The sequence below is a fragment of the Pseudomonas capeferrum genome (assembly GCF_013523055.1).
Lineage (GTDB): Bacteria > Pseudomonadota > Gammaproteobacteria > Pseudomonadales > Pseudomonadaceae > Aquipseudomonas > Aquipseudomonas capeferrum_A.
In genome coordinates this window covers 70195-83710 of the sequence record NZ_JAAMQM010000015.1, presented here as the reverse complement: position 1 = coordinate 83710, position 13516 = coordinate 70195, and the positions used below count along the sequence as shown (strand labels likewise).

Genomic DNA, 13516 nt, shown 5'->3' with positions numbered 1-13516 from the left:
CCGCTAGCTGTAACGACCTGCAAACGAAAACACCCCGACCTGCAATCAAGGCGATTTTCGGCCAGGATTAACTGCGACTGTCCGGCCCGGCGAACCAGCATTAACTGCGAATGAACCTGCATTGATCCATGCCGACCTGCATTCCATCGCCGCCAGCCAGCATTAGCTGCAAATGACAGGTAGGCGATGTTGAGTCCAAAGTATCCACTGACTGCCCTGCTTCGAGCAGATCGGAGCACGCTCACTTTGCAATGACACAGTCAACAGGTTGCAGGAATCGTTGAGGCCCTACGCTATGTGCGTGCTCGGCCTCGCCCAAAGGGTTCGGCCAACTGACCAAGGTAACCCTTGGGGTAGTCCCTCTCACGCAAGCCGACATTGGCGTCGCCCAGCGTTCCAGTGCTGTCGTAGAAGGTGCCGAAGATCCGATCCCACACCATCAGAAACTCACCAAAGTTCACCTGGGCATCCTCAAAGTCGCGCTTGTGATGCCAGCGATGAATCTCGGCGACTCCGAGAACATACCGCAGCCAACCCACCCGATAATCGAGGTTCGAGTGCTGGAAGGCCAGATGCACGGTCAGGATACCGAACCAAGTGGCAACTACTACTGAAGGTGCGCCGGATGCAAACAACACCACCAACCCAGGGCCGGCCATGAGTGCGGCATGCAGCGGGTGCCGCCGCTGCCCGTTCATCCAGTACAAGCGCTCGGCGCTGTGGTGAATCATATGAAAGCGCCACAGCCAGGGGACGTGGTGACTGACTCGGTGCATACCGTAAAGGCTCAGATCGAGCACGGCGGCGACCAGCAGCAGTTGCAGCCACAGTGGGCTCTCAACTGGGAAGAGACGAACTGCAGCCGGCACGGCATCGCCCAGCCTGGCCAGGATTTCGGCGGTGAATTGGATGACGGAAAGATTTACCAGCATGTGCACCAGGTCCGTCAGGGTGTCCTGGTGATCGTGCAGCCAGCCCTCCCGGAACGGCTGGACACGCTCTAGTCCTGCGACAGCCAATAGACCGACTGCGGCAACCAAGGGTTTGGTGGGCCAGTACGGTACTCCAGCGTACAAGGCCCAGACCATGAAGGCGGTGCTGCCACCAAACACAAGCGGGTAGCTTAACCAGCGTAGGGCGAATCGTAGAGAAATAGGCATCACTCAGCTCCTGTGCAGAGAGCCTTCACGGTATAGGGAGAGAGCGACGTGCGACTTGAACGAAAGAGCTAAGACTCTTGGAGTTCGACCTCAACTAGGGCGGAGGACGGATCGATGCCCAGCAGCGCTCTGAATGTTCGGGAGAAATGCGCGGAGTCGGAAAAGCCCGCCGCATGAGCGGCCTCGGTCAACCGTACCCCTTTGGCCAGGTGTTGCAGGGCTTGGGTGAGGCGCAGCCATTTGACGTAGCTGCGCAACGGCAGGCCGGTTTGCTCTACAAACCAATGGGAAAAGCGCGTGGGAGACAAATGCACCAACGCAGCCATTGCCTCACGCCCCATTTGGCCTTCACGCAGAGCCGTGGTGATTCTGGTCAAGCGAGGATCACAGATCGGCGGATCAGGAAGCCGCAGCAGTTGCCGTACCTGCATTCGCAACTGGACTGCCGAATGCCCCGATGTGCTCAAAGCCTCAACGGTCGCCGCAACGTCGGCCGGGAGGATCTCCATCAGCCTCGCGGTTTCACTCACCTGCAAGGTTCGGGCCTCATCGGACAACACATCCAGGTAGATCGACAGGACATGCCCGGCACTGAGCCGGTGCTTCAAGCCTGCCGGAATGAAGATGGCATTCCCTGACAGCCTGTCCAACGGGGCTTCAACCGTTATCGCAGCGTCGAGCCCTACTGCAATTTGATGCGCTTGATGGCGGTGCCAATCCTGGTGGCCGGCATAGCCGAAAAAGACACCGATACCGGGGCCGACCCACACATGGCCTGACCAACGAGCCACTTCTCCGGCATCTGAACTTCGCATTATCTGCCCCGGTCCAGTTCTGCGTTTGGACTCAGCACACTGCTCAGGACCAATGTGGTGGCACCGACCACGATGCCGATGTCCGCCAAGTTAAACGCAGGCCAATGCCAGGACTGCCAGTAAAAATTCAGGTAGTCGATTACATGGCCTCGAAATGCGCGATCAATCAGATTCCCAACTGCCCCGCCCAAGATGAGGCTATAGCCCAAGGCTTCGCTGTTGGCTCTGGGTTTACGCAATATCAGAGCCAGCACCATCGAAACGACCAAGGCGATGACGATGAAAAAATAACGCTGCCAACCACCTGCATCAGCCAGGAAGCTGAACGCTGCACCGGTATTCCAGAAATGAACCAGATTGAAGAACGGGGCGAGAGGAATTACGGTGCCAACTGGGAGTGAGCCCTCAGTTGCAGTCTTGAACGCTTGATCGGCCGAGGCAATGCCCAGCGATAGCGTCCACCAAAACCATGGAGCAACGAAAGGCGACCTTTTAGGAGACGAACTCATCGCGTCTCTCCTTCAAGAAGTCGCTGCAACTCCTGTGAGAGGGGCATTGGCGCGAAAGCACTGACCCTGGCGCGCCCGGTGTTACCGAGCGGCACCCAGATCTTTGAGAACAGCAGGGCCGCCATGATTCGCGGTATTTGGCTGAGCATCTCCCGAAAGTCGCGCAACTGCCAGCCAGCCCTCAGCATCAGCCAATGACTCTGAGCATGAAGAACAGGCAGTCGCTGGCTCAAAATGGTGGACTCGTTCCAGCCAAGGGAAAGCCTCGGTTGGCGCATCGAGTGCTTTCCTTGCCCGAAAGAAGGCCTCATCGATGGCAATGCGAAGGGCGGTATTCATCTGGATCTCACTTACGCAGCAGATGGGCAAGTGAACACCCTATAGCCGCTATAGGGTCAAGCGCTATGGATTGAGGCGCCGCGAAAATGACTTTAAGCCGTGAATTACGAAAGAGTTTTGTCGCCCTCCAGCAGGCCCGAAAGTATTCCGCAGTCCAGGCTTTGTCGTTCGTTATCGCAGCAGCTCCGCAACGTCACCAACTGGTTTTCGAGGGCGTGCAGGGATGCGATCTGAGCCCTTACCTGGGTGATATGTGTATCAAGGAGCGCATTGATCGCCGTGCAGGGTTGCTGCGGCTGTTCCTGATAGCTCTGCAAAACACCAATTTCTTCCAGTGACATGCCAAAAGAGCGGCATCGGCGAATGAACAGCAGTCTTTCCGCATGGTCTGCTTTATAGGTTCGATAGCCGTTGTCCTGGCGGTTAGGAGGGGGAAGCAGTCCCTGGCGTTCATAAAAACGGATCGTCTGAATGTCCACCCCCGCCAGCTGTGCAAGTTGGCCAATGCGCATTATCTGCCCCTTGGTAAAAAAGCCAGTATATCCATGCTTGACCCTATACCTGCTATATGGTTTTCAATCGGCAGAATCAAGTCCAATAGGAGCAACGGATCATGAGTTCTTGTGAGAAATCCTGTGGCTGTGGCCCAGTGTCGGCAACCACTGAAGCGGCAACCGCGTCGTCGAATGAAGGAACATGGGTCAGCAGTTTTTCTGTGCCCAAGATGGATTGCCCTTCAGAAGAACGAATGATTCGGCTCGCGCTGAATGGCTTGCCTGAGCTCAATTCGTTGTCCTTTGATCTGACCAGCAGACAGGTACGCGCTTTCCATGACGGTCCGGTTGACCAGATCGCGACCAAGCTGGAGTCACTTGGCCTGGGGGCAACGTTGCTGGGTACTCAACCGGCCAGTCAGGAAGCAGCTTCGGCCAATAGCGCCAGTGAAGAGCTGACTGCTTCCAAGGAGGCCAGCACGCTCAAAATCCTGCTCGGTATCAATGCCGCGATGTTTGTCATCGAGATGGGCGCAGGCTTGATCGCCCAGTCGACGGGCCTGATTGCCGACTCGCTGGACATGTTTGCTGATGCTGCCGTCTATGGCCTGGCTCTCTTTGCGGTCGGCCGGGGTGCACGGCTGCAGGTTCGCGCTGCGCACCTGGCGGGTTTCTTTCAGATCGTGTTGGCTCTGGGTGTACTGGTGGAAGTGGCTAGACGCTTTCTCTACGGCAGCGAACCTGAGTCGATGTTGATGATGGGGATTGGCTTAGTCGCACTGATTGCCAACGTCAGCTGTCTCTTGATGATCTATGGCCACCGCGAAGGTGGTGCACACATGAAAGCGAGTTGGATTTTTTCGGCCAACGATGTGCTCGCGAACCTTGGCGTTATCGTCGCAGGTGCTTTGGTTGCATGGACAGGTTCTCCCTACCCAGATTTGGTGATTGGCACGGTCGTTGGCCTCATCGTGCTGAACGGTGCGCGCCGAATCCTGGCATTGAAAGCCTGACCAACCGAACCTGTATTCCATTGCGATGGATTCACGCTTTCAAACACCAATGGTACGCATAGTCCAACAAACCTTCGTTTGTTGGACTACACACCCCGAGCTGGAAATTCTCAAGCAACCCGCGTCGCTGGCATCCAACTATAGCTTCCATCTTTCAGTATCCGACTACACTGAGCTATCGCTGAATAGTTGGACAACGCCATGTTGATTGGATACGCCCGCGTCTCGACCGACGATCAACTCCTCGATCTGCAACGTGATGCGCTGGCAACGGCCGGCTGCGAGCGCGTGTTCGAGGATACCGCCAGCGGCGCCAAGGCTGAGCGGGTTGGTTTGACCGCTTTGCTGGCCACGCTACGCCGTGACGACACCGTGGTGATTTGGCGCCTGGATCGCCTCGGCCGCTCGCTGAAGGACCTGATCCGGCTGGTTGAGCAATTGGACTCCGCCGGCGTCGGCTTGCGCAGCTTGCAGGAAAACATCGACACCGCCTCGATTGGTGGCCGCCTGGTGTTTCACCTGTTCGGCGCCTTGGCCGAGTTCGAGCGCAACCTAATCCGCGAGCGCACCCAAGCCGGGTTGTCCGCTGCACGGGCTCGCGGCCGTAAGGGCGGTCGCAAGAAACGGCTCGATCCGGCAAAGCAGAAATTGGCCCTGCGCCTCTACCACGAGCGGCAACATACCGTGGCGGAAATCTGCCGGATGATGGGTATCGGCCGTTCGACGCTCTACAACTACCTCACCGAGGCCGAACGCAATGCCCAGCGGGCGGCGTAAAACCATTCCGACCGATTCGCTGATGCAGTTGCGGCAGCGGCTCGACCGCCTACCCAAGAAAAGCCCGGAACGGATTGTTCAGGTGGCCGCGATAGCCGAGTTGTACGGCGTGTCCCCAAGTACCGTATACCGGGCGCTGAACCTCATCCATAAACCCCACACGGCTCACCGCGCCGACCATGGTAAGCCGCGGGTATTGCAGCAGGCCGAGCTAGAGCGCTACTGCGAGCTAATTGCCGCGCTGAAACTGCGCACCACCAACAAACAAGGGCGGCACCTATCTACCCGCCGTGCCATCGATCTGCTGGAGGGCTATGGGGTGGAAACCGAGCAAGGCTTGGTCAAGGCGCCCCAAGGGGTTCTGACCCGCAGCACGGTGAACGAGTACTTAAGCCGCTGGCACCTGGACCAGTCTCGGCTGTTGCGGCAACCACCGGCCATCCGCTTTCAAGCGGCGCACAGTAACGACTGTTGGCAATTCGACCTGTCGCCCTCCGACCTCAAGCACATCGATAAGCCGGTCTGGATCGATCCGGCTAGGGGCATGCCGACGCTGATGTTGTTCAGCGTGGTGGATGATCGCAGCGGGGTGGCCTATCAGGAATACCACTGCGTATACGGCGAGGACGCGGAGTCAGCGCTGCGCTTCCTGTTCAACGCCATGGCACCGAAGGTCGATCCGACCTTTCCCTTACAAGGCCGCCCCAAGATGATTTACCTGGACAACGGCCCAGTGGCCAAGCGCCGGGTCTTCCAGAACGTCATGCAGGCGCTGGACATCGAATGGCAGACACACATCCCGGCCGGCAAGGATGGCACCCGCACCACGGCGCGCTCGAAAGGCAAAGTGGAGCGCCCCTTCCGCACAGTGAAGGAAGCCCACGAGACGCTGTATCACTTCCACAAGCCGGAAACCGAAGCGCAGGCCAATGAGTGGCTGCTGCGTTACCTGGTGCGCACCTACAACCTTCAGCGGCATCGCTCCGAGCCGCATTCGCGGATTGAGGACTGGCTGGCCAACTTGCCCGTTGAGGGCCTGCGCGAAATGTGCACCTGGGAACAGTTCTGCCGCTTCGCCCGCGAGCCGGAACGACGCAAGGTCGGCGTCGATGCCCGCGTCACCATCGACGGCACGGCCTACGAGGTAGAGCCCGACATGGCGGGCGAAACCGTGCTGTTGCTCTGGGGCTTGTTCGATGACGAACTCTATGCTGAATTCGAGGGAGAGCGTTTCGGACCTTACTACCCCGTCTCTGGCCCCATTCCCCTGCATCGTTACCGCGCCTTCAAACGCGGCAAGGCGGATGAGCGCTCCGATCGAATCCGCTCGCTGGCCGACCAGCTTGGCCTGCCTATCGCCGCATTGGCCGGCGATGACGTGCGGTTGACGCCTCCCGCGACGCCCATGGTATTGCCGCGCCAACCCTTCGATGCCGAGGCGCACGAATATCGGTTTCCCAACGCCATCGCCGCCAAGTTGGCTATTGCCGATGACCTGGCGCAGCCATTGGCTAAGCTCTCCGCCGACGATCAAACCTTCATCCACCAGGTGCTGAGCGAAACCCTGACACGCCGCATCGTGTTGGAGCGCGTGCGGGGCTACTTCCGCCACACGAAAGCAGGAGAAGAACATGCGGGCTGAAGTGATGCTGCACTACGGACTGGCGTTACCACTGAACCAGGCAGGCTACTTTGAAACCGGCCACCATCAGCAGTTGATCAAGGACATCAAGGGGGCGATCTTCGAAGGGCGGCTGATTGCCCTGTGCGGCGTCATCGGCAGCGGCAAGACCGTGATGTTGCGCCGGCTTCAGCAGGCGATGGAGGAGGAAAGGAAGATCACGGTATCCAAGTCGCTGGCCATAGAGAAGCACAGCATCAAGCTGGCCACCTTCATCGCCGCGCTGTTCTATGACCTCTCCACCGAGAAGCAGGTACGCATCCCCACCCAAGGCGAGAAACGTGAGCGTGACCTGCGCGAACTGGTGAGGAAGAACAAACGTCCGGTGGCCCTGTTTGTCGATGAGGCCCATGACCTCAACGGCCACACCCTGACCGGCCTGAAACGCCTGATGGAGTTGGTCGAGGACGGTGACGGGCGGCTATCGATCGTGCTCGCCGGACACCCCAAACTGCGTAATGACCTGCGCCGACCAACGATGGAGGAAATCGGCTACCGCACCGACATCTTCTCGCTCGACGGCATCACCGGCAGCCAGCGGGAATACATTCACTGGTTGCTGGAAACCTGCACGGAGGGAAAGGTCGAACCCGAGTCGATTCTGACCGAGGACGCCATCGATCTGCTGGCCACCAAGCTGCGCACACCGCTGCAAATCCAACTGCACCTCAGTCTGGCCTTGGAAGCCGGCTACTTGACCGGCGAGAAACCCGTGTCGGCGGAACTCGTGCAATCGGTGCTGTCGCGCCAACTGGATGACTTGGAACCGACGCTCACTCGCCACGGTTACCGCATCAAGGATCTGGTGGAGCAGTTCGACGCCAGACCCACCGAAATCAAGGCGTTGTTCAGCAACACGCTCGACCCAACACGCGCAGCCGATTTGCGCGACAAGATGCTAGCAGCGGGCCTGCCGATCTGAGCCCCGTCATTTGCAATTAATGCTGGTTGGTAGTGCTGGAATGCAGGTCGGCGCGGATCAATGCAGGTTCATTCGCAGGTAATGCTGGTTTGCGAGTTCGGACAGTCGCAGTTAACTCTGGCCAAAATCGGTGTCGATTGCAGGTCGGGGTGTTTTCGTTTGCAGGTCGTTACAGCTAGCGATTCAGCGGACATACCGAGTTGCGTTCCTGGATCGTCACTGTGCTCGGACTCACTGCTTGCGGCGCCGACCAGCGCAGATGTTGAGTGTTCGGTTGAGTCGATTGTTGGAGCATTCGGTTGTGGGACGCTCGCGGTATCAGCTGCGGGTTGACTAATCCCTTCATCAGGCCGAGCTTGAGGTGCAGGTGCAGGTGCAGGTGCAGGTGCAGGTGCAGGTGCAGGTGCAGGTGCAGGTTGTGGCTTCGGCTTTGGCTTCTCTTCTTGCTTGCCGGCGATGTTCATCTTCGCGGCGATCTCAGCGCTGAATCCACGGGCAACGATCTCCCGAAGCGCATCTGCTTCAGTGATTCCCAAATTGTGAGTGAACAATGGGCGCTCGATATCCAGCTTTGTACCCATACTGGGTAGTCCACTGAGGCCCGCAAGCTCGGGAGTGGTGGCAACTGGCACGACAATGATGCAAGGTTCCCAGGTAGTCAGGTGAGCTCCCGTTTGTGCGTTGCGCAACGATACCGAGTACATCGGCAAAAACCGGCTCATATCGGCGTGATTATGTCTTGAGTACAGCAGCCCCTTCTCCTGGAGCGTCGTCATCAGGTTGAGGGTCATTCGGTACCGGCCATCACCCTCCTCCAACGACCAACCCATTTTTGCCAAGATGAGAGATCGAAGCTCCTTTTCCCGGATGACGATAAGTCCATCGTGTTTCTGAGCAATTTTCAGCGTGGAATCTTTGGCCTGGTCACCGGTGCCGTTAACTCTGCCGTACTCCGTCATGATCTCGACGAAGCTGTGATAAATGGCGTTGGACTCGTCCTCAGAGATCTCGTGATCACTCAACGTCTCAGTGATGCACGACTCGGCCATGCCGGTCTTCTTGTCCGCGAGGATTAAAAACTCCATGAGGGCTGTCATGCGGTCATCCAAGCTGAGTCCATTGCGGTCAACAGGGAAGTCACTTGGGTGGTGGTAATGAGCGATGACCAGGTTCACGGCTTGTCGATCGCGTGCAGGCAGGGCCCAGTATTCCGGGAAGCGAGCAAGAATTCTCGCACCCAGCGCATCGTGGGAGATGCGGTTGTCATCCTGCGGGGTGAGCGCTCCACCCTCCTCCTGTGTCATAACACTGCCGTCTGGTAGAAGCTCATAGGCCTCCAGCTTACCGATGTCGTGCGCTAGGCCCAGAATGGGGATCAGCGGATCGGTGGCGTCAAACCGGTATTCCTTGTTCTTCAGATCGATGATTTTGAATTTGGGCTTGCCTCGGGCCTTTACATAAACTCCATCGAACACGTAAGCGCCAGCATCCTCCAGTGCGGTGTCTGCCACGGCCAGACAGTGCTCCCAAAGCCGGCGATTACCGTGTCCCCCCTTGCGATGAGATGCGGGGAAGTCCGCATGTGCGGAATAGGTATCCCAAATGGCCCAAAAAAACGCTACATGGGCTGGCCACTTTTTCTCATTGGCAGCAACCCAAGTCAGCACTTTTTTACTGTTGATGGGTAGACGTTTTGACGGTGCCTCGATGCGAGGTAGCGCCGAGGTGGGCATAGGAACCTTGCCGAGCGTAGATCGGGCGCCGTTGAGGATGTTTCCTTTCTTGCCGGCGTATAGCTTGTTCAGTGCTGACAACCTGGTGAACCAGATAAACCAGACGCCGATGAACAGGCCGGAAACAACTCCCAGGATCCAGTGTGAGATGTTGTAGCCCACCAGCGGCCAGCTCTCTAAGAACTCCATCGGAGAACCGCCAAAGGCCCGGGCAGTGAGTAACAGCCACCAGAAACCGAACACGATGGCAGTGGCGCGAATGACCTTGTTGTTGGCGTTCAAAGGAAAGCTCCGCTCTCTTTCTGGATCGTTGGTAACGGCGCTCCGTCAGAGCTGGCTTGTTGGTCCTTAGGTACCGGGGTGCCGTTATTGTCCTTCAAGGTTTGAGAGCACCCTCCGCCCCCTTTAACGAAGCCACTGCACCCCCAGAAAGGCGACTTGCCGGCGTTTCGCAGGTACATGGGTTTGCCGCAGAGGTCGCATGGAAATGACTTTGGCCGCTCAACTGGATCGCCGTCCCGATCGTTCATGGTGTGATTGCACTGTTCTCGATCGACGCAGGCCCAGAAGTGCCCTTTGGCGACTTTGATTTTGCGCATGCCTCCTTGGCATTTCGGGCAGGACACGACATTCCCTTTGGAGTCTCGGGTGTTCGCGGTGGGGTCGAAGTAAAACTCTACCTTCCCGGTGTCGAGCAGCTTCAGGCCGGCCTCGAACTTGGTCGATTTCTTTGGATTGACAAAGCCCTTGAGCCCAAGCACCACCTTGTCGCGGAGCAAAGTTTCGGCTTCCGATACCTTCAACATGCGACTGGCAATCTCTCGCCATATAGAAAAGCCACACTGGCGCTCGCACATGAACGTTCGGGCCTGGATCTCAATTGCACCGCCGCAGGTGGGACAAGGGGCAACCAGCTTCTTGACCTGGACACCTGCATATTTGTTTTTGATGGTGTCGAGGATCCCTGTCGTCAGGTCTGCAAGCTCGGACTTGAATACATCTCGGTTGTATGCGCCCTTTTCCATCTGACGGAGCTTGTGCTCCCATTCCCCGGTGAGGACTGGCGACGTGAGAGCATCGATGCCGTTGTCGACCAGGAAGCGGTAGACAGTCATCCCCTTCGCACTAGGAGCGAAGTACTTCTTCTGCTGGATGAGATAGGGTTCTTTCTTTCGGCCGGCACCGTCCTTGGTGGATTGGAGCGATTCGATCATTGCAGAGCGCGTGACCGGTGTTCCTAGCCCCCGCTCTTTCATCGCCTCACGAAGGTCCTCCTCCTCTACCAGGCGCCCTGCCGTCTCCATCGCGCCCAGCAACGTATCCTCGGTGTACCGTTCTGGAGGCTTGGTTTTGAGCATCTTCAGCTCGATGCCCTGAGGAGTGACTGTTTCACCTTTGACGTACCGTGCGAGCTCCTTCTTGTCGTCGGAATCACCATCTCGATCGGTTGCGTCCTCGACGATCCCTGCCCCGTAAACCACCATCCAACCTGGGGACACAAGCACACGACCAGTCGACCTGAAGATTTCGTCAGCCACCGTGGTAAGCCGGACCGTAACCGAATACTCTGCTGCTGGATGAAACACGGCAAGAAAGCGTTTGACGATCATGTCGTAGATTTTCTGAACGTCCGGCTCAAGGTCCCCAGCTCGCTTTCCGGTTGGAATGATAGCGAAGTGGTCCGACACCTTCGTCGAGTCGAAAATCTTCTTGTTGGGCCGGACCCAACCTTCATCGAGCACGCGCTGCGCGTGATCTTCATATGGGGTACCACCAAACATCCCCATGACCTTTTTCGTGTCGCTAATAGCGTCATCGGGTAGGTAAGCAGAGTCAGTTCGCGGGTAGGTGGTGAGGCTGAGCTCCAGGTAAAGCTTCTGGGCAATCTCCAGTGTGTAAGCTGCAGAAAACCCAAGCTTGCGGTTGGCCTCACGCTGTAGCGAGGTGAGGTCGTACAGCTTCCCGGGGCCTGTCTGGGCTGGCTTGACCTCATCCACAACACTGCTCGGAGCTACCCCAGAGCACTTGCTGATCAGCGCATCGGCCTTTGCTCGATCCATGACCCGGTGCTGGTAGCCGCCTTTGGCCTCGGACGTCTGTGGTGCCAACCACTTACCGGTGTATTTTCCAGCCGCAACCCCAAAGCTCCCATGGACCTCCCAATAGGGAACCGGCCGGAAGGTCAAAATAGCCAGCTCCAGAGCACAAACCAAAGACAGCGTCGGGGTTTGCACGCGGCCAAGCGGGAATATCTCGGCTTTTGCGGTCTCTCGCTCATAGAGGCGGGAGATGCCCCGACTCGCGTTGATGCCGACAATGAAGTCGCCTTCGCTTCTGATCTCAGCTGCCATGGCGAGGTTGTCGAATTCTGCGCCTGGCTGCATGTTCTTGTATGCCTGCCGGATGGCGTCATCGACCATCGATCTCATCCACATCCGGAGCATTGGCTTGGTGCATCCAGCCATTTTGTATATGAGCCGAAAAATCAACTCGCCTTCCCGTCCTGCGTCGCATGCGTTCGCAACAGCGGTGACGTCCGGGCGGCGCATCAGGCGTTGCAGTACGTTGTAGAACTTCGCTTTCGGCTCGATAACCCTGAGGTCGAATTGATCTGGGATTACAGGCAAATTGCCGATGTCCCGCCCGGCCTTGGCCATTTCCTCGGAGTGGATTTCAACCAGGTGGCCGGCCGCGGGGGCGAGAATTGCATTCTCGCTCTCAAGCCATGTTTCCACTTTACTGAAGCCTCCGACCGCTTGCGCGATAGAGACCGCTACGGTTGCTTTTTCAGTGATGATCAGTGTCTTGCCCATCGCGGACTAGCCTTCTAATGCAGAATTACATTTCTCGTGCAGTAGCCGGCATGACTGGACAGCTGCTGCGCGAGAAACAAAAAAGCCACCGACTCCAGTGCTGGATCTCGATGGCTTCGCGAAACGAGGAGAAGCAGCCGCGGCCTATGCGCCCTGCTGCTCATCTGGGGTTGCAGGCTTGCTCGCCGAGCCGGAACCAAAGGCCGAGGCGAACATTGCGCTGCGCTCGGAATCAGGTTTCGGCTGAGGCGCCTGGGTGCCGTGGCCCTTGAAAAGTTCTGCGGCCCAGCCAGGTACGATCTTGATGTGGCCCGAGTCCGGGGTCACTGGGCCAGGCATGTCTTTGGCTTGAATGAAGGGCAACTTGGACACAGCGGCGACCCCGGTTTGCTCGTCCGGCAGGGAAATGGCCTTGACGTCCATTCGGAATTCGCCGTTGACGATGATGGGCATTCCGCGGGCGAGTTTCTCGGACAGTGGTTGCAGGTTACGGCCATACCACCGAACAGGGATGCAGGCATCGGTGTCTTTCGATTGCCGAATTAGCACGACCAGGCGGTCGTTGATCGGCGTGCCGTCTACTGGGTGTTTACGGTTGCGCTCCAGTGACTTTGCCTGAATGAAGCCAGCGATACGGATCTGGTTCGAGGCGTTCTTGTTGAGCTCCATCGCTTTCCAATCGAACGAATCGCGACGGTCTTCAGTGCCGGAGCCGGGCTGTTTCTCCAGCTGTGCTACAGAATCCGGGGTGCCGGAGTCCTTTGCGGCGGCATGCACAACAGCATCCCATTTCCGCATGAAGTCGTCTCGAAAACGCCCACCGAGGTGCATCAGGTTTGGGGCTTCGAAACGGATGCTCTTCACCCGGGCGATACGGTCATCCCCCTGAATGGCGCCGTCGGTGTGCACGAATGCCATGATGAGGTCCCACTCCTTGATGTCCTTAGGAATAGGCGACTTTTTGGGATCGTAGTGGACAGGGAGCATGTGGTTTTCCGACCGGGTCTGCTGGATGTAGCAGATTCCGTTGACCGGATCATTCAACCGCAGGACGCCGGCGATGTAGCCAGAGTTGAGCATCCCGTTTGGATACGAATAGGAGTCAGGCTTCCGCTTTGCGTCCTGGGGCAGCATTGAGTACCTCGATACGTTGAATGGCTTGGTTTTCTAAAGAATACGCAACACGTACCAATAATACAAGGTGAATCATATTGCACTCATGGTGCCCGCCGCGGTCAGAGAGCTACGGTCATGGGGGAG

Annotated in this window: 11 protein-coding genes and 1 pseudogene; 4 read left to right on the top strand and 8 right to left on the bottom strand. The window is 57.7% G+C overall.

Features of this window, described 5'->3' with window-relative positions; translation table 11 throughout:
- Positions 1–293: 293 nt before the first annotated feature.
- The 5 genes and pseudogenes from G7009_RS17665 to cadR all read right to left on the bottom strand — a co-directional run bounded on the left by G7009_RS17665 (position 294) and on the right by cadR (position 3335).
- Complete coding sequence (locus tag G7009_RS17665) at positions 294–1160, bottom strand: sterol desaturase family protein (RefSeq protein ID WP_069553801.1); 867 nt, start codon at positions 1158–1160, stop codon at positions 294–296.
- 68 nt (positions 1161–1228) lie between these two features.
- Positions 1229–1975, bottom strand: coding sequence for a helix-turn-helix transcriptional regulator (locus G7009_RS17660; protein ID WP_069553802.1), 747 nt, complete (start codon positions 1973–1975; stop codon positions 1229–1231).
- Positions 1975–2484, bottom strand: a complete 510-nt coding sequence (lspA, locus tag G7009_RS17655; RefSeq protein WP_069553803.1) for a signal peptidase II — start codon at positions 2482–2484, stop codon at positions 1975–1977. The genes G7009_RS17660 and lspA overlap by 1 nt, the downstream gene beginning before the upstream one ends.
- Positions 2481–2823, bottom strand: a pseudogene (locus G7009_RS17650) (DUF3703 domain-containing protein). Before G7009_RS17650 ends, lspA begins: the two are co-directional and overlap by 4 nt.
- A 104-nt stretch (positions 2824–2927) precedes the next feature.
- Positions 2928–3335, bottom strand: coding sequence for a Cd(II)/Pb(II)-responsive transcriptional regulator (gene cadR, locus G7009_RS17645; protein WP_069553804.1), 408 nt, complete (start codon positions 3333–3335; stop codon positions 2928–2930).
- A 98-nt stretch (positions 3336–3433) separates the two neighbouring features.
- Here cadR and G7009_RS17640 point away from each other — a divergent pair, with 98 nt between their 5' ends.
- The 4 genes from G7009_RS17640 to G7009_RS17625 all read left to right on the top strand — a co-directional run bounded on the left by G7009_RS17640 (position 3434) and on the right by G7009_RS17625 (position 7710).
- On the top strand, positions 3434–4330 hold the full coding sequence (locus G7009_RS17640) for a cation transporter (protein WP_371859254.1): 897 nt from the start codon (positions 3434–3436) through the stop codon (positions 4328–4330).
- Positions 4331–4531: 201 nt separating this feature from the next.
- Positions 4532–5107 (top strand): recombinase family protein, encoded by a 576-nt coding sequence (locus G7009_RS17635; RefSeq protein WP_069553806.1) that lies wholly within the window; start codon positions 4532–4534, stop codon positions 5105–5107.
- Between the two features lie 4 nt (positions 5108–5111).
- Complete coding sequence (locus G7009_RS17630; protein ID WP_200600544.1) at positions 5112–6749, top strand: DDE-type integrase/transposase/recombinase; 1638 nt, start codon at positions 5112–5114, stop codon at positions 6747–6749.
- Complete coding sequence (locus tag G7009_RS17625) at positions 6739–7710, top strand: ExeA family protein (RefSeq protein WP_069553808.1); 972 nt, start codon at positions 6739–6741, stop codon at positions 7708–7710. The genes G7009_RS17630 and G7009_RS17625 overlap by 11 nt, the downstream gene beginning before the upstream one ends.
- A 68-nt stretch (positions 7711–7778) precedes the next feature.
- Here G7009_RS17625 and G7009_RS17620 read toward each other — a convergent pair whose 3' ends face one another.
- The 3 genes from G7009_RS17620 to G7009_RS17610 form a co-directional block, all read right to left on the bottom strand.
- Positions 7779–9725 (bottom strand): hypothetical protein, encoded by a 1947-nt coding sequence (locus G7009_RS17620; protein WP_258197971.1) that lies wholly within the window; start codon positions 9723–9725, stop codon positions 7779–7781.
- Positions 9722–12256: a DNA topoisomerase gene (locus G7009_RS17615; protein WP_181131299.1), complete on the bottom strand. Its 2535-nt coding sequence runs from the start codon at positions 12254–12256 to the stop codon at positions 9722–9724. Before G7009_RS17615 ends, G7009_RS17620 begins: the two co-directional genes overlap by 4 nt.
- Before the next feature lie 144 nt (positions 12257–12400).
- The gene (locus tag G7009_RS17610; protein ID WP_258197970.1) at positions 12401–13390 is read right to left on the bottom strand and encodes a hypothetical protein; all 990 of its coding nucleotides are present in this window, start codon (positions 13388–13390) and stop codon (positions 12401–12403) included.
- Between the last annotated feature and the right edge of the window lie 126 nt (positions 13391–13516).

Coding starts and splice junctions, on each gene's coding strand:
- G7009_RS17665 (WP_069553801.1), bottom strand. CDS start 1,160: ATGCCTATTTCTCTACGATTCGCCCTACGCTGGTTAAGCTACCCGCTT.
- G7009_RS17610 (WP_258197970.1), bottom strand. CDS start 13,390: ATGCTGCCCCAGGACGCAAAGCGGAAGCCTGACTCCTATTCGTATCCA.
- G7009_RS17660 (WP_069553802.1), bottom strand. CDS start 1,975: ATGCGAAGTTCAGATGCCGGAGAAGTGGCTCGTTGGTCAGGCCATGTG.
- G7009_RS17635 (WP_069553806.1), top strand. CDS start 4,532: ATGTTGATTGGATACGCCCGCGTCTCGACCGACGATCAACTCCTCGAT.
- G7009_RS17615 (WP_181131299.1), bottom strand. CDS start 12,256: ATGGGCAAGACACTGATCATCACTGAAAAAGCAACCGTAGCGGTCTCT.
- cadR (WP_069553804.1), bottom strand. CDS start 3,335: ATGCGCATTGGCCAACTTGCACAGCTGGCGGGGGTGGACATTCAGACG.
- G7009_RS17625 (WP_069553808.1), top strand. CDS start 6,739: ATGCGGGCTGAAGTGATGCTGCACTACGGACTGGCGTTACCACTGAAC.
- lspA (WP_069553803.1), bottom strand. CDS start 2,484: ATGAGTTCGTCTCCTAAAAGGTCGCCTTTCGTTGCTCCATGGTTTTGG.